Here is a 15731-nt window from a genome sequence, read left to right as displayed (position 1 = left end):
GCGGACATAACTGTGTCAGGCCGCCACACCGACGCTCTCGCACAACTCCCGCACGTCCTTCGTCATCCCCACCGGTGGACGCTTTGACAGTCCGAGCAGTAGTTCCTTCGCGAACCCGTTGAAGCTGACCGTCTCCGGTGCGGTGCGATGCGCTTTGCCCAACAGTGCCAGCACGGCGACGCCCTCGTCATGCTGGTCATAGGCGCGGGCCACCTCGATCAGATGACGAGACCTACGCGGCACCGACACGATCGTGTCCTCATCGAGCGCACGTGCCACCCGCAGCGCTTCACCGGACCTACGCAGGTCCACGCCGATGGTGACCGCGTTCGCGCCCTGGACTGCCTGCCCGAAGCTGGTCTGAATGTGCCGGTAGTCCGGGCCCAACTGCTGCGCCCAGCGGTCAGCACGGTCCCATGCCGCCCAGGCATCACCGTGTCGGCCGCGGCGAGCTTGCACCAGGGCTCTCTCGGCTTGCAACGCACCGGTGATGCCCCGCCAATCGTCGGGGGTGTCGTCGCGCTCTAGGTAGGGGACGAGGATCTCGGTGCCCGATTCGATCAGGGCGAGCGCCTCGTCCCACCGGCCGGAATCCCGTAGCGCCTGCACCATCGACCACGATGACGCTGCAACCAGGTATGGATCGTCGGCTTCGTACGCCTGCTCCAACGCGCGGTCAGCGACCATCCAGACCAACGAACTGTCCCGCTGATAGGCAACAAAAAAGTCCACCGATTGGTAGACACCGGCCAGAACTCGACGTGCCTCCCGTCGAACGGGGTCTGGTGTGCGCGCCGCCTCCTGAGCATCGCGAATCAAGCTCGGAAGGATGGCGCCAAGCTGCGTGCGGTGGTCAGGGCTGGTGTGTCGGACCTCCCATGCCAGGCGAAGCCGCTCAGCCAGGTGCCCGACGTTGTGGGCGCGACCGTGCAACGGTCGACGGAAGTCGGTGAGTGCGGCCTGGACGTCGCCGAGGGCCGCGTGCTTCGCCCCTGCGTACAAATTCACCGAGACAGCGTGCCCGTTGCCCGTCAGCTCGGCGAGGTCTGCCAGTCCCAGGGCGTCTGCAATGGCCAACAGCATCGGCAGCTCCGGCGTTTGCAGAACGCCGTTCTCGACCTGTTTCACCCAGTCAGGAGACCGGTTGATCCGGTCTCCGAGCACCGGTCGACTGATCCCCACGCGTTCGCGATGGCGTTTGATGCGAAGCCCAATGGGTGCTTGATCTTTCATGTGAGGGTCTTGCGATCGGCACCGTCGAATAGATCACCGGCAACCTCAGAGTCGGCCCCGACGGCCGATCGGCAATGCCTGATCCTCTACTTGATTCGGTATTTCGGGGTCCCAGTAGTAATCGGACAAGACAACGACACTGGCTTTACCAGCGGAGATAGCGAGCTCCTGATTTGTCCTGCGGGGCACCGTGATTGGTAATTGGCTTGGCCGCCGCGTCGAGGACGAGGTGCTGGCCCATATCAGCTGGATTCAGCAGTGTGCGGTGCCGAGATCAGGATAAGCCCGCCGAGCAGGGCGCGGGCCAGGTCTGCCGCTCGGGCGCGGCCCAGGGGGAGATCGTCGGATTCGGCGATGGTGAGCGACATTTCGGTGAGGGCGCCGTAGATGGCGCTGGCGAGTAGTTCGGGCGGGTGCGGCTGGATACGGCCGGCATCGAGCAGGTGTTGGGCGCCTTCGACGACGAGCCCACTGAGGTGGCGCTGGTCGATTTCACGCCAGCGTCGCCAGCCCAGCGCGACGGGACCCTGCAGCAGCACGATGTGGCGATACGCGGGTTCGGTGCAGATGTCGAGGAAGGTTCCCATCGCGCGGTCGACGCGTTCCACCGGATCGGTCGAGGAGTCGATTGCGGCTCGGATGCGTTGTGCTGCTTGTTGTTCCAGATCGTCGATGACCGCCTCGAACAGCCCCTTCTTGCCGTCGAAGTGGTGATAGAGCGCGCCGCGGGTCAGGCCGGCGGCCCGCACCAGCTCCTCTGCCGACAGATCGGCGTACTCCCGTTCGGCGAAGAGGCGAGCCCCGGTCTCGAGCAGTGTCTGCCGGGTGTTCTCGACATGCTTGTCACGCAACGACGCCATACGCTATGTTTAGCACATACAGCGTGTATGACAGATGCACAGTGCATGGATCGGAGCTGTGGGTATGGACAAGTCGGTGGATGTCGTGATCGTCGGCGCTGGTGCCGCGGGCTTGGTCGCTGCTCGTGACCTGGTGGGCGCCGGATCCGAGGTGCTGGTGCTCGAGGCGCGGGACCGGGTGGGCGGCCGCCTGCTCAACGCCGAACTGCCCGGCGGCTCGCCGATCGAGGTCGGCGGCCAGTGGGTCGGCCCGACCCAGCATCAGGTGATGGCCCTGATCGAGGAGCTGGGCCTGCGGACCTACCCCACCCACACCGCCGGGCATCACATCGTCGAGCTGGGCCGCTCCCGCTCGGAGTACACCGGTCGTATTCCCCGGGTGAACCCGCTGACGCTGCTCGATATCGTCCAGACCCAGCTGCGGCTGGACCGGTTGGCGAGCAAGGTCGTCCGGACCGAGCCGTGGGAGTACGAGCTGGCCGAGTCCCTGGACGCGCAGACCTTCGACACCTGGCTGCGTAACCACGCCCACACCCCCGACGGGCGAGCCTTCTTCCGATTGATCACCGAGGCCGTGTTCGCCACCGGACCGGAGGATATGTCGGCGCTGTGGGCGAACTTCTACATCGGCGCAGCCGGTGGGCTCGACGCGCTGATCAACGTCGCCGGGGGCGCCCAGCAGGACCGGGTCGTGGGCGGCACCCAGACCATCGCGCTGGCCATGGCCCAGGAACTCGGGGACCGGATCGTCCTCGACAGCCCGGTGACCGACATCGATTGGGACGACACCGGAGTGCGAGTCCGCGCCGAGGGTGTGACGGTGCGTGCGCGCCGGGCCGTGATCGCCGTGCCGCCGCCGCTGGTCGCCCGGATCCGGTTCACCCCTGGCCTGCCCGGTGATCGTGACCAGCTCGTGCAGCGGATGCCGATGGGCCGGGTGATCAAGGTCAATGTCGCCTACGACGAGCCGTTCTGGCGGGCCGAGGGCTGGTCCGGTCAGGCCAACAGCGACCGGCGAGCCCTGGGCACCGTCTTCGACAACACCCCGTTTATGGGTGGGCCCGGCGTACTGGTCGGGTTCCTCGAGGGTCGGCACGCCGACGCCGGCGCTCGTCTGAGCCTGGCCGATCGGCGCGCGATGGTGCTCGAGGATTTGGCCGGATACTTCGGCCCGCCGGCGCGCAAACCCATCGACTACATCGAAAAAGACTGGGCCGAAGAGGAATACAGCCGCGGCTGTTACGGCGCATTCACCACCCCCGGCACCCTGACGCGCTTCGGACCCGCACTGCGCCGCCCCGTCGGCCCGCTGCACTGGGCAGGCACCGAAACCGCCACCCGCTGGCCCGGTTACATCGACGGTGCCGCCGAGTCCGGCCACCGCGTCGCCGAAGAGATCCACAGCGCCCTGACTGCCGCTGTGCCGGACAAATGACAGCTACCGCCGATTCCGTTGCTCGCGAAGAGAAGGCCATCACGACACAGCGACACCACGACCGACTCACATTTGGACAGGGCGGTCTCCTCCGCCCGGAAAGGCAGAGATGAACAGCGAAGACCCCACGCATACTGAGGCACCCTCGGGTTCGGCCCCGACCACCACGACCGTGGCTGTGGTCGGGGCAGGATTGGCGGGACTGACAGCGGCCCGCGCCCTGCACCGGGCAGGTGTCGATGTACTCGTGCTCGAGGCCGCCGACCGGTTGGGTGGGCGCGCGATGAGCGAAACCACCGCACTGGGGTCACGCGTGGATCTGGGCGGGCAGTGGATAGGCCACGATCATCACCGCCTCGCGGCGCTGGCCACCGAATTCGGTGCCACCAGGTTTCGGATGCACACCACCCCCGTGCCAACCATCCTCGACGGCGCTCGCCGGGTACTGCCGGGCGCGCCGTCGACGCTGGCGACCGTAGGTCTTCTGCTGAGCTTGGAAGTGTTGTCCCACATCCATCCACGCCGGCGGTGGGACACCACGACCGTCGCGGACTGGTTGGCCAAGGTGCCCGGGCGCACACCACGACGACTGCTGGAACTGGCCGCCCTGATCTCGTGGACCGCCGACCTCGACCGGTTGTCGGTGCAGACGATGATGACGTTGATCCGCCTGCAGGGCGGACTGCGGACCATGCTGTCGACCACCGGCGGCGCGCAGGAGGATCTGCTGGTCGAAGGTGTCGGTACCCTCGTCGATGGCCTCGCCGACGAACTCGGCCCCCGTGTTCGTCTCGGGCACCGAGTCACCTCGATCGGAGAGGGCGCCGACGGCGTCACCCTCGCCACGACCGCGGGTACGGTCCACGCCACCAAAGTCGTGGTGACAGTTCCACCGCCGCTGCTGGACCGCATCAGCTTCCAGCCGTCCCTGCCGCCCGATAGGGTCGCCGCCGCCACCCGCACCTACATGGGGTCGGTCTACAAAGCGATCGCGGTCTTCGACCGGCCGTTCTGGCGAGACCGCGGCAAGAATGCGGAAATCGTGGTCCTCGATGCTCCCAGGATCGCCGTATTCGACACCAGCCCGCCCGATGGTCCCGGCCACCTGTGCATGCTGGTAGGCGGCCCGCACGCACGGGCACTCGACCAGCTCGACGCCGCCTCTCGCCGCGAAACAATCCTCGGTCCCCTGGTTTCCTGGCTCGGCACCGAGGTCCTCGAGCCGGTGAGCTGGCACGAGAAAGCCTGGCATCTCGACGACAACGTCGGCGGCGGCTACTTCGCCGTTCCCGAACCGGGCGCCACCGACGCGCTCATGCCGCTGCCGTTCACGCCGGTAGGCGAAATTCATTGGGCCGGTACCGAAACCGCGGTCGATCACCCCGGTTACCTCGACGGTGCCATCGAATCCGGCACCCGCGTAGCTCACGAGGTCCTCGATGCCCTCGCGCAGCGAGACCAGCTCACGCCGCGATAAAGACACCGAGCACGGCAACCGGCCTTCCTCGGGCATGTCCGCTGTGTGGCACAGCGGGAGTGGCCGCCGCCCGGTCCTCCCAGTTCGGGCTTGTCCGGCCTGGGTCAGAACCCGTGTGCGGTATCTCCGGCACGAAAATCGACGCGCTCACCGCGGCCGGCGCGCGGGCCTTCACCATCGAGCCCGAACAGGACGGCCCACCTTGGAGGTAGATGTGATCTAGATCATGGTTGCAGTTGACCTTAGGTCAGGGTGGAAGCTGGGCGCAGCGGCGCGAAGCCGAACGGGCACAACAGATTCGATGGAGCAAACCACCATGTCGATCACCCTTTCCGACCAGTGCAAGAGCACTCTGCGGACTGCCGCGTACGGTGCCGTCGCGCTGATGGCCGCCGCCGGTGCCGCGGGCAAGCCCCACAAGATCGCCACCGAAGGCTCGGTCGCGCTGCATACCGCGACCGGCATGGTCGGGCACGTACTCGCCGCGAAATCGAAGGACATCGACCTGGCGGGCAAGTCGGTGGCCGAGCTCGCCGATCAGGTGCTGCCGGCGCTGACCGCGGCCATGCATCTGCTCGCGCAGCATGATCGAGCCGAGGCCGACAACTTCCGCAGCACCGTCCTTGTCGCCATCGAAGCAGCCCAGGACAACCCGGGCCGGCCCCGCCCCGCGACGGCCGAGATGGCCCGCAAGATCACCGCCGCCCTCGACGCCACCGGGGCGGCCGTGGCGAATGTCGCTGTCGGGCAGGAGCGCCCGGAGTTGCAGAAGGCGATCGAGGAGATCGTCGAGTCCGGGTTCCTCGGGGTGTCGATGCGCGTGCACGACGAGCGCGGCGAGTGGGTCGGCAGCGCTGGGGTGGCCGAGCTGGGTGGGACCGCGAAGCCGCCGATCGACGGGCACGTCCGGATCGCCAGCAATACCAAGACCTTTACTGCGGCTCTGGTGCTGCAGCTGGTGGCCGAGGGCAAGATCGGTCTGGACGTCCCGGTGGTGGACTACCTGCCCGAGTTCGGGCTGGACGGGCGGATCACGGTGCGGATGCTGTTGCAGCACACCAGCGGGGTGTTCAACTTCACCGGCGAGATGTACGAGGACGGGACGATCGTGCTGGGGATTCCCGCCCCGGGAACTCCCTTGGGCAAAGAATGGGTGCAGGACCGGTTCAAGACCTACCGGCCGCAGGAGCTGGTGGAGCTGGCGTTGGCCAAGCCGACGCGGTTCGAACCGGGAACCGGCTGGAGCTATTCCAACACCAACTATGTGCTGGCCCGGCTGCTGATCGAGAAGACCACCGGCCGCGCGTTCGCCGAGGAGATGCGGCGGCTGATCCTGGATCCGCTCGGGCTGTCGGGCACCGTGGTGCCGGAAACCTCGCCGGAGATCCCCGAGCCGCACGCCCACGCCTATTACCGGTACGAGCAGAACGGCGAGGAGATGACCGTCGATGTCACCCGCCATAACCCGTCCTGGAACCCCTGCGGTGGTGACATGATCTCTACCACCGAGGATCTGGCCACGTTCATCTCCGCGCTGTTGAGCGGCAAGCTCCTGCCTGCCGAGCTGCTGGCCGAAATGTGCACGCCGCATCCGACGGGCATCCCGACGATGGACTACGGCCTGGGGGTGTTCGTGCGGGACCTGGGTTCGGAGGGCGGCATCGTCATCACCCACAACGGCGGCCATGCGGGCTACGCGACGCTGATGTACAGCACCCCCGACGGCAGCAAGACCATGACCGCCTCGCTGACCTGTGTGGACGACTCCGCAATGTCGGTGGCGGTGCCGTTCCAGAACGCACAGCAGAAGCTCCTCGCCGAGGTGTTCGGCGGCGGTCAGTCCGATCCGGGTCAGTAGCCGGCTACATCTGGTGGCGCGGCGGCTTCGAGCACAAGGCAGGCTGAGCAGATGAGGAACGGGGTCACGATCGGGCAGGCGGCGGCATTCGTCAGCGTCACGGTGAAGACGGTGCGGCACTACCACAAGCTCGGCCTGATCGAGGAGCCGATGCGTGACAGCTCCGGTTTTCGGCGGTACGGATCGGCCGATCTGTTACGGCTGGTGCAGGTCCGAACCCTGGCCGCCGCCGGGGTGCCGCTGGCCGAGATCGGGCCCCTGCTCGACGCCGACGCCACGCAGTTCGCCGCCACGCTCGCCGATGTCGGACGGCAGCTCACCGAACGGATCGACGAGCTGACCGTGCGACGTGACACGCTGGAGCGGCTCGCCGACGGCGACCGGGCGCTGCTGGGCGACCGCGCGGTCGCACTGCTGGAGCGAATGACCGGCCTCGGCTTCCCAGCGGACGAGGTGGCGACCGGCCGGGAGGGCTGGGTCTTGGCCAAAGCCCTTGTCCCAGACGGCTTCGACGACTACCTCACCCATGTCGAGCATGCCCTCGACGACCCCGAATACGTCGCCCTGATCAAGCGCGCCGGCGAGGCCGCCGCCTGGGACCCCGACGATCCCCGCGTCACCGAGCTCGCCACCGCCATGGCCGAGCACTACCTCGCCAACCCCGCACACCTGAAGATCGTGACCGCTCTGCAAGCCCACACCGACGCCGCGACCCGCTACACGCTGATCGCCCGCCACGGCGAAGATCAGACATCGGCCACGACGCGAGCGGTTTTCGAGACCAAGCTCCGCGCCGCCGGTATCCGCATCCCAAGATCGGATACCCGTTGACCGATTGCTGAGGCCAGTGGCCGTCCGGCAGATCCGCCGGACGGCCCCAGCCGGTCTCAGCGCTTGAGGGTGAAGGTGAAGTCTCCAGAAAGCTTGCCGCTCAGGCGAACTGCTGAGACAAGAGTTCCCTCGGCGATCAACTTCTCGACTTCGGCTCGCGAGAACCCGAAACCGTCAGCGATCAGTCGCACCGGCCGAAGAGGAATCCGCGCCGCAAAGAGCACCGACACATCGATCACCTCACTGTCGAGGTGATCCGACCCGCCGGTGTCGAGGCGCCAGGCGTTGTCCCAGTCGAGAGTTATCCGATTGCGACGTTGCACCACCGGATCCTGGAGCAACTCAGCGGTCAGACCAGGATCGTTGTAGTGCATCCGGTCCAGCAGTTCAGATCGCACAGAACGCACATTCACCCGCTCCATGATCGCGAGTTTTGTGGTGTCCCCGCATGCAATACAGCGCGCGAGGAGCCACGCATCGAGGAGCTTGTGGTTTGCGTTGACTCGAAATTTCTTGCTGGCCCGGAAGCGATCGGACGCGCACGCATGGCAACGGCGGCGAATGAGCGGCAGGCAGGTGGGCGCGACGACCCAGATTTTGAGCATAGAAGTACACCCGTTCGGTGAGAAGTCCGCAGCGAAAGGGAGCGCGGCGCACATGCGCGACGCGCGAAATTTCACTGCTCGGGAGGTCTCACAGGATGTACAACGGCACGTCCTCGACTCGATGACTTGGTTCGGGAGCATGGTAATGACGCACCGAGGTGTTGTTCCACTGGTTTTCGAGCGCCTCACCCAGGGTCTGTCCGGGTTTCTTCAAGTGGATCGAGCGGGACGAAACCCTTCCTCCCCCACCGATTTCCGACCGGGAGACCGCTGTTTAACCTTTCCCGGTGCGGGCATACGCACTGAGCAAGGACAATCCTCTACCGGAGGGACAGCTCCGTGTTCACATATCTACGAGGGGTCGTGTTGGTCGGGCTGCTGGTTGTTGCCGGCTGCGCTACCAGCACCGAGGCGCCGGATCCTGGTTTGCCGCCGTCGACCTCGGGTGCGCCCGAGATTTCCGATGACGCTGCCGGGCACCTGTGCGAGATAATGGCCCCGGATCTCGACAGCTGGCGTGCGCAGGGGACGAGGTTGGCGCGGGTGTCGTTCAATGCCACTGTGCAGAATTGGGCGGCGCGTAATGGCGGCATCAATGTCGCGGTCGCTCGCAATCGCGAGGTTATCGATACGGTCACTCAGCAGCACTGCCCTGACGTGCGTGAGCAGACAATGCAGGTCTTGGATGTGCCGGATCTGGCCTCAGCGCTCGCCGGGGTGTGAGGCCGCGGCGTCGGAAACCTCGGCGTCCTCGGTTCCACGGCGCCGATCGCGCAAGACCAGCACCCCCGCCGCGACCGCCCAGATCACCGCGAACGCCACAGCGCGCATCAGACTCCAGTTGACCATCAGCATCACGAGGGCGACGCCGCCGAACAGGGTCAACAGCCGGGCGGTACTCGTCTGACCTTTCATCGCGAGATCATCCCACGGGCCGACCGCGGAGTCGCGACGAACCACCATCGCGATCAGCTGTCGACACGCGCGGGCGGACTCTCGTCACGGATATGTGGGCGGCGCGTGGCCCAGGCCAGCGCGGGCACGATCAGCAGTGCGATCCCCGCACCGAGGAAGGCCAAACCCGGGTAGTCGGCGGCCGCGACGATGACCCCGGATCCGAGCCCACCACCGGCACCCGCGATCGCGATCCCCACATCGACCGTGCCCTGTGTGCGAGCACGGGTGGCGACCGGCGTCGCATCCGCGATCATCGTCGTCCCCGCGACCAACCCCAGATTCCAGCCGACCCCGAGCAGCCCGAGCGCCACCGCCAGCGCCCCCACCGATGTCGGCGGAGCGAGCGCCGCGGCCACACCGGCCGCGACCAGCGTGCCCGCTGCCGCCACGGCGACCAACCCCGGCCCGAACCGATCGACGAACATCCCCGACAGCAACGACGGCAGATACATCCCCGCGACATGCACCGCGATCACGAAGCCCGCCGCGCCGACACCGTGCCCGTGATGCTGCATATGGATCGGTGTCATCGTCATGACCGCGGCCATGACCAACTGGGTCACGACCATCACCGTCGTCCCGGCCACGATCGGCGCCGACCACCGGGTCGGAGCGTCCGTCACGACAACCTCGCCGGGCGGCTCCGCGATCGCGCGGGCGAGCACGAGCGGATCCGGACGCAACATCACCCACAGCACCAGCGCCGCCAGCACATACGCCACCCCCGACAGCACGAACGGACCGGAAAGCGCCGGAATACCCCAGCCCACAGCCATATTCGACATCGGTGTCGTCAGGTTCGGCCCGACTACCGCACCGACCGTCGTCGCCACCAGCACCGTGCTGATCGCGCGTGCCCGATGTGCGGGCTGCGCCAGATCGGCGCCGGCGTATCGCGCTTGCAGGCTCGTTGCGGTGCCGGCCCCGTACACGATCAGCGACACGAACAGCAGCGGCAGGCTCCCGGTCACCGCGGCCGCCACCACCCCGAAACTCCCCAGCGCACCGGTCAGGTAGCCCAGGGTGAGGCCTGCCCGGCGACCCGCCCGCTGCGAAATCCGACCCACCCCGACCGCTGCCGCGGCCGACCCGACCGTGAACATCGCCGCGGGCAACCCCGCCAATCCGGTCGATCCGAGCATGTCCTGCGCCAGCAGAGCACCGACGGTGATACCGGCAGCAAGTCCCGCGCCACTGAAAATCTGCGCCGCGACCAACACGGCCAGAGTGCGCCGTTGCGCGGGATGCTCGCTCATGTTCGTCATCATCGCGGCAAAGATGGACGCCGGTCCAGTCGGCCCCTTCGAGCCTCGCCGCTAGCGCAAGTACGGCCCCAGTTTGATATTCACCTCGGAGCCGACATCCTCGATCGACGTGATCGGCCACACCCGCCCGGGCTGCATCGTGCCCGCGGCTGTGGCGTAACCGACGACGTCGAGTGCCGCGACCCCCTCGTCGTCCTGCAGGATGCCGGCCTCGGTGCGCACCCCGTCGGAGAACACCACATCGAACTCGTCAGCCATGCGGTCGGCGCGCACCACCACACCGGGGAACAGATGCGAATAGTCGACGATGATCCGTCCCGGCTCAGCGCGTTCGTTCATCGACGTCCTTTCCGCGCTCCGACCTCAGTGACCACACGGATCGGTGAGGTGCAGCCCCTCGCCGACCTTGATCCGGCGATGCTCGGCGAGCACGATTCCCACCCCGAACAGCAAGCACACACCGCTGAGGATTCCGGCGATCACCGCCCATCCGACAAATCCGGAACCGGCGGCCGTCAGAGTGGCCGCGAGCATCACGATGCCGACTCCGACGAGGAACAGCCCCGGCCAATTGAGCGAGTCCTGAATCGACTCACCCGCGTGTGAGCGCGTCGTGCGCTCGGTGTCGGGAAACTTGTGTTGATGGGGATCGATGTAGTCGGTCATGGCACGGCCTCCTTCCGACGAGAGTTCTCCGTTTTCGGCGCGTACCCCCGATTCAATCGGGCAAACCGGCAGAATCGCTCGCGTTCTCCCGAACGAGGACGAAAAAGTACGGCTCGGGGAAATTGCGGTAGTCCATCAGGCCCAACACGGTGTCGTCGTCGACCCGGCGGAACACATCGATGATCGGCAGATGGTCGTACACCATCGCCGTGGTGACAACCCCACGATGCTCGACCACCCGCAGCCGCGCCCGGTATCCACGAGCGCGCAACGCAGGTTTCAACACTCCGAGCAGTCCCCGACCCCGGTCGACGATCATGCTCGGCACCTTGCCGACCAGCCCCAACGGCACTCGCTGCGGATCGACAGCGAAGATATCGCCCGCAGGACCGCGGAACAGCAGCGGATGCACACTGTCCACCCCGTCGAACTGCTTGCCGTACCACCCGGACGCTACGAGCAGACCGTCGAGCTGATGCCCGGTCGCCAGCTCGCGGCCGTGCCACCCGCCACTGAGCTGCGTCGCGGGCACCGGCTCGAGACTGTCGAACAGCGCCAGCGCCGCATCCCGGGAACAGGCGGGTTCGAGCGCGGTGAGTTGGTCAATCGTCATGAAAATCCTCGTCTCAGACAGGCAGTCGCAGCGCACCGGGCGCGGAAGCGGGCACAGCGGGCTGATCCGGGGCGACCGGACGGATCCGCTGGTAGGCGGCACCGAGATCAGGACGCGGATCCGGCTCACCCTTGTTGGGCCAGAACGCCATCGCCCGCTCGGCCTGCGCGGTGATGGTGAGCGACGGGTTGACGCCGAGGTTGGCGGTGATCGCGCTGCCATCGGCGATGTGCAGGCCGGGATAGCCGTAGACGCGCTGGAAGGGGTCGATCACGCCGGTATCGCGGGAATCGCCGATCGTGCAGCCGCCGATGTAGTGCGCGGTCGCGGGGATGTTGAAGATATCGGTGGCGATATTGCCGGTGATGCCGTCGGATTCGGCCGCGTATCGGCGGGCGATCTCGTGCGCCATGGGAATCCACTCCGGATTCGGCTCCCCACTGCCCTGTTTGGTCACCAACCGCTTGCCCTTCAGGTAGGAGGTCAGCGAGTTGTCCAGCGACTGCATGACCAGCAGGATCACCGACCGCTCCGAGGCGCCGTGGGCGTTCTGCGAACGCAGGAATTGCACCGGATGCAAGATCATCGTCAGCAACAGCCGCAGGAACCGGAACGCCCCGCCGTCGACCATCGGCACGGTCTGCAAGAACAGTGCGTTCTGCCCCTTCCCGTAGGTGCACACCTCCACGTGCGTCTGCGGCTCCGGGTGGATGGAAGACGTGATCGCCACACCCTGGGCGAAGTCACGCCGGGACTTGCTGGTGACCCCGATGATCGCCTCGGAATTACTGCGGGTGAGCTCACCGACCCGCGCGGACAGCTCGGGCAGTGTGCCGTCGCCACGCAACTTGTGCAGCAACTTCTGGGTGCCCAGCGCCGCCGCCGCGAACACCACCTGCTCGGCGGTGAAAGTGCGTCGTTCCTTGCGCAGCCAGCCGTTCGACGCGACCGTCTCGACGCGATAGCCACCGTGGCCGTCGGGTGCCACCGACGTCACCGTGGTCAACGGATGCACCTGCGCGCCATTGCTCTCGGCCAGGTGCAGGTAATTGAGCGTGGTGGTGTTCTTGGCATTGTGCTTGCAGCCGGTGAAGCACTCCGAGCAGTGGATACAGCCCGCCCGGCGTGGACCCGCGCCACCGAAGTACGGGTCATCGACCTCGACACCTTCGGAACCCTCGTTGAAGAAGACACCGACATGGGTGCGATGGAAGGTATCGGCCACCTTCAGATCGCGCGCGACCTGCAACAGCACATCGTCTTTCGGCCCCACGCGCGGATTCTCGACCACACCGAGCATCCGCGCGGCCTGGTCGTAGTACGGCGCGAGCTCGGACTTCCAGTCGGTGATGTGCGCCCACGCACGATCGCTGTAGAACTCCGGCAACGGTTCGTAGAGCGTATTGCCATAGATCAGCGAACCGCCACCCACACCCGAACCGCTGAAGACCAGGCACTTGCCGAGCGCGCTGATCCGCTGCGGTCCGGTGAGACCCAGGCGCGGCGCCCAGATGGCCTTGGGGATGTTCCAGTTGGTCTTCGGGTAGTCCTCGGCGTTCCAGCGCCTGCCGGATTCGAGAACACCTACCCGGTAACCCTTTTCGGTCAGGCGCAGCGCGGTCACGCTGCCACCGAAGCCGGAACCGACGACGATCACGTCGTAGTCGTAGTCACTCATCGCGACACCACCTCGTAGTCGGCGGGATCGAACCGCGCCTGCTTCTTGTATTGGATTCCGAGCAGTGGCCAGTTGGTCGTGATCCGGCCGTCGGCCTGGCGATACCACGACGAGCACCGGCTCCACACGCTCCCGGTGAGCTGGGACTGAATCCGCTCGTCATAGGCCTGCTCCACGTCCGGACGGACCGTCAGCGCACGACCGGACGCCGCCAGATGGGCGACATAGTCGCCGAGGTACTTCGCCTGCGCCTCGAGGAAGTAGATGATCGAGCCGCCACCGGTATTGGTGTTGGGGCCGTACATGATGAACAGGTTCGGAAACCGTGGCACGGTCATGCCGTAGTAGGCGTGCGCGCCGCTGTCCCACTCCTGCGTCAGTTCCCTGCCCTGCGCGCCCGTGATGGTCATCGGGGCCAGGAACTCGGTGCTGGTGAAACCGGTCCCCCAGATGATGACGTCGACCTCGTGGTCACGCCCGTCCGCGGTGCGCACCCCCGAAGGGGTGATCTCGGCGATCCGCTCGGTGGTCACCTCCACATTCGCTTCGGTCAGCGCCGGAAGGTAATTGTCGGAGAACAGGATTCGCTTGCAACCGACCGGATAGTCCGGCCACACCTTCTCGAAAAGGCCCGGTTTGGCCTTGGTCTGCCTGCGCATGTGCCACTTCGACATGGCCTTGATCGCGGCGGCGAGCGGTTTGGCGTACACCCACGCGACGCTGAGCCCTTCGACCACGCCGTACCAGGTGCCGCGTTCGGCGAGCTCGGTCACCGGCAACTTCTCGAACACGCGCTGATGGCGCGCCGAGAACTCGCGGTCGGGGCGCGGGATGATGTACGGCGCGGTCCGCTGGAACACCGTCAGCTTCTCGACCTGCTGCTGGACCTCGGGAACGAACTGGATCGCGCTCGCCCCGGTGCCGATGACCGCGACACGCTTGCCCGTCAGGTCGACGTCGTGATCCCACTGCGCGGAGTGGAAACTGCTGCCGCCGAAGCTGTCCCGTCCATCGATCGCGGGCACAGAAGGTCGGGAGAGCTGACCGACCGCCGACACCAGCACATCGACCACCACCGTGTCCCCGCCGCTGAGCCGAACCGTCCACTTCCCGGTCTCGTCATCGAACGCGGCGCCGAGAACCTCGGTGCCGAAGCGGATGTGGCGGCGAGCATCGTACTTCTCGGCGACATGCCTGATGTAGTCGAGAATCACCGGCTGCCGCGAGAATCGGTGCGGCCAGCGCGGATTCGGTTCGAACGAGTAGGAGTAGAACGGGGACGGCACATCACAGGCGGCACCGGGATAGGTGTTCTCCCGCCAGACGCCGCCGACATCGTCGGCCTTCTCGAACACGACGATGTCGTCGAAGCCGCGCTTCTTCAGTTCGATGACGGCCGCCAGGCCGCCGAACCCGCTGCCGATGACTGCAATGGACGGTGTCATGAGGTCCCTTCGAGAACGATGCGAGCGCAGGTATCGGGGTCGTCGCTGAACGGGAGGTGCCCGCAGCCGGGGAGGTCGAGATGACGCGCGAACGGCAACACCACGCGGGCGCGGGCGCTCTGGGTGCGGTGCACGAGCACGATGTCGCGGGTGCCCCACGCGATCGTCACCGGAATCTCGCCCAACGATCCACGGTCGTCGCCGGGATCGAGGACGTAATTGGCGAAGTCATCGCGGGCGGCCGCGAAGGAGGTGGCACCGGCCAGCCCCGCCAAGTCGGTGCGGGCGGCATCGGGGTCCACGCGGACCGGGTGACCGAACATGCTCGAGAGCAGGACCACGCGGCCCGCGGGATACTCGACCAGCCGGTCCAATGCGGGCCCGGCGACCCGCGCGGCACCACGCATGCCGGTGAGCAGACACTGGGTCCACCGCCGTCCGACAGGCCCGTAGAAGCCGACCGGCGCGAACGCGGTGACCCCGGACGCCACCCCCGCGCGGCCCAGTTCGATGGCGATACCGCCGCCCATGGAACTGCCCGCCACATGCGGGCGCCGAATCCCGTTGTCCGCCAACCATTGCGTGAGCCAGGTGGCGTACCCACGCGGACCCGGCCGCACCTCGTCGAGGGCGGGCGAGTCACCGAAGCCGGGGAGATCGATCGCGATGACCTCGTGCTGTTCGGCCAGCAGATCGATGATCGGCGCGAAAACCTGCCGGCGACTGCCGAGACCGTGCACGAGCACGATCGGCGAACCACTGCCCCGGCGGAGGTGAGAGATCTGCGTCATCGCAGCCCTTCATCCAG

The 15731-nt window shown here is 66.7% G+C and carries 16 protein-coding genes; 5 read left to right on the top strand and 11 right to left on the bottom strand.

What is annotated here, in order from left to right; all coding sequences use genetic code 11:
* Nucleotides 1-15 precede the first annotated feature (15 nt).
* The gene (locus ACFWPK_RS06625; RefSeq protein ID WP_378913571.1) at nucleotides 16-1233 is read right to left on the bottom strand and encodes a helix-turn-helix domain-containing protein; all 1218 of its coding nucleotides are present in this window, start codon (nucleotides 1231-1233) and stop codon (nucleotides 16-18) included.
* 242 nt (nucleotides 1234-1475) lie between these two features.
* Nucleotides 1476-2093 (bottom strand): TetR/AcrR family transcriptional regulator, encoded by a 618-nt coding sequence (locus ACFWPK_RS06620; protein ID WP_378913570.1) that lies wholly within the window; start codon nucleotides 2091-2093, stop codon nucleotides 1476-1478.
* 64 nt (nucleotides 2094-2157) lie between these two features.
* On the opposite strand from ACFWPK_RS06620, the gene ACFWPK_RS06615 reads away from it, so the two are divergent.
* From ACFWPK_RS06615 to ACFWPK_RS06600, 4 genes are all read left to right on the top strand, one after another.
* Nucleotides 2158-3528, top strand: coding sequence for a flavin monoamine oxidase family protein (locus ACFWPK_RS06615; RefSeq protein WP_378913569.1), 1371 nt, complete (start codon nucleotides 2158-2160; stop codon nucleotides 3526-3528).
* Nucleotides 3529-3637: 109 nt separating this feature from the next.
* Nucleotides 3638-5005 (top strand): flavin monoamine oxidase family protein, encoded by a 1368-nt coding sequence (locus ACFWPK_RS06610; RefSeq protein ID WP_378913568.1) that lies wholly within the window; start codon nucleotides 3638-3640, stop codon nucleotides 5003-5005.
* Nucleotides 5006-5321: 316 nt separating this feature from the next.
* A complete protein-coding gene (locus tag ACFWPK_RS06605; protein WP_378913567.1) occupies nucleotides 5322-6863 on the top strand; it encodes a serine hydrolase domain-containing protein in 1542 nt (513 codons plus the stop codon).
* A 51-nt stretch (nucleotides 6864-6914) separates the two neighbouring features.
* A complete protein-coding gene (locus ACFWPK_RS06600; RefSeq protein ID WP_378913566.1) occupies nucleotides 6915-7694 on the top strand; it encodes a MerR family transcriptional regulator in 780 nt (259 codons plus the stop codon).
* A gap of 56 nt (nucleotides 7695-7750) precedes the next feature.
* On the opposite strand, the gene ACFWPK_RS06595 is transcribed toward ACFWPK_RS06600, so the two are convergent.
* Nucleotides 7751-8299, bottom strand: a complete 549-nt coding sequence (locus tag ACFWPK_RS06595) for a DUF1062 domain-containing protein (protein ID WP_378913565.1) — start codon at nucleotides 8297-8299, stop codon at nucleotides 7751-7753.
* A gap of 363 nt (nucleotides 8300-8662) precedes the next feature.
* Between ACFWPK_RS06595 and ACFWPK_RS06590 the strand changes: the two genes are divergently transcribed.
* A complete protein-coding gene (locus ACFWPK_RS06590; protein ID WP_378913564.1) occupies nucleotides 8663-9022 on the top strand; it encodes a hypothetical protein in 360 nt (119 codons plus the stop codon).
* On the opposite strand, the gene ACFWPK_RS06585 is transcribed toward ACFWPK_RS06590, so the two are convergent.
* Genes ACFWPK_RS06585 through ACFWPK_RS06550 form a run of 8 tightly spaced genes read right to left on the bottom strand, consistent with a single transcriptional unit; the run spans nucleotide 9002 to nucleotide 15714 of the window.
* On the bottom strand, nucleotides 9002-9262 hold the full coding sequence (locus tag ACFWPK_RS06585) for a hypothetical protein (protein WP_378913563.1): 261 nt from the start codon (nucleotides 9260-9262) through the stop codon (nucleotides 9002-9004). The two genes, ACFWPK_RS06590 and ACFWPK_RS06585, sit on opposite strands and share 21 nt — an antisense overlap.
* Nucleotides 9263-9267: 5 nt before the next feature.
* Nucleotides 9268-10512, bottom strand: a complete 1245-nt coding sequence (locus ACFWPK_RS06580; RefSeq protein WP_378913562.1) for an MFS transporter — start codon at nucleotides 10510-10512, stop codon at nucleotides 9268-9270.
* 60 nt (nucleotides 10513-10572) lie between these two features.
* Nucleotides 10573-10860: a hypothetical protein gene (locus ACFWPK_RS06575; RefSeq protein WP_378913561.1), complete on the bottom strand. Its 288-nt coding sequence runs from the start codon at nucleotides 10858-10860 to the stop codon at nucleotides 10573-10575.
* Between the two features lie 24 nt (nucleotides 10861-10884).
* Complete coding sequence (locus tag ACFWPK_RS06570) at nucleotides 10885-11187, bottom strand: hypothetical protein (protein ID WP_378628955.1); 303 nt, start codon at nucleotides 11185-11187, stop codon at nucleotides 10885-10887.
* A 52-nt stretch (nucleotides 11188-11239) separates the two neighbouring features.
* On the bottom strand, nucleotides 11240-11800 hold the full coding sequence (locus ACFWPK_RS06565) for a DUF4334 domain-containing protein (RefSeq protein ID WP_378913560.1): 561 nt from the start codon (nucleotides 11798-11800) through the stop codon (nucleotides 11240-11242).
* 13 nt (nucleotides 11801-11813) lie between these two features.
* On the bottom strand, nucleotides 11814-13478 hold the full coding sequence (locus ACFWPK_RS06560; protein WP_378913559.1) for a GMC oxidoreductase: 1665 nt from the start codon (nucleotides 13476-13478) through the stop codon (nucleotides 11814-11816).
* Nucleotides 13475-14923 (bottom strand): flavin-containing monooxygenase, encoded by a 1449-nt coding sequence (locus ACFWPK_RS06555; RefSeq protein ID WP_378913558.1) that lies wholly within the window; start codon nucleotides 14921-14923, stop codon nucleotides 13475-13477. The genes ACFWPK_RS06560 and ACFWPK_RS06555 overlap by 4 nt, the downstream gene beginning before the upstream one ends.
* Entirely contained in the window at nucleotides 14920-15714 is a 795-nt protein-coding gene (locus ACFWPK_RS06550) for an alpha/beta fold hydrolase (protein ID WP_378913557.1), read from the bottom strand. The genes ACFWPK_RS06555 and ACFWPK_RS06550 overlap by 4 nt, the downstream gene beginning before the upstream one ends.
* Nucleotides 15715-15731: the final 17 nt, after the last annotated feature.

The organism is Nocardia sp. NPDC058519 (genome assembly GCF_042719755.1).
In the GTDB taxonomy this organism is placed as follows: Bacteria; Actinomycetota; Actinomycetes; order Mycobacteriales; family Mycobacteriaceae; genus Nocardia.
This window is presented reverse-complemented; position numbering and strand designations above follow the sequence as displayed.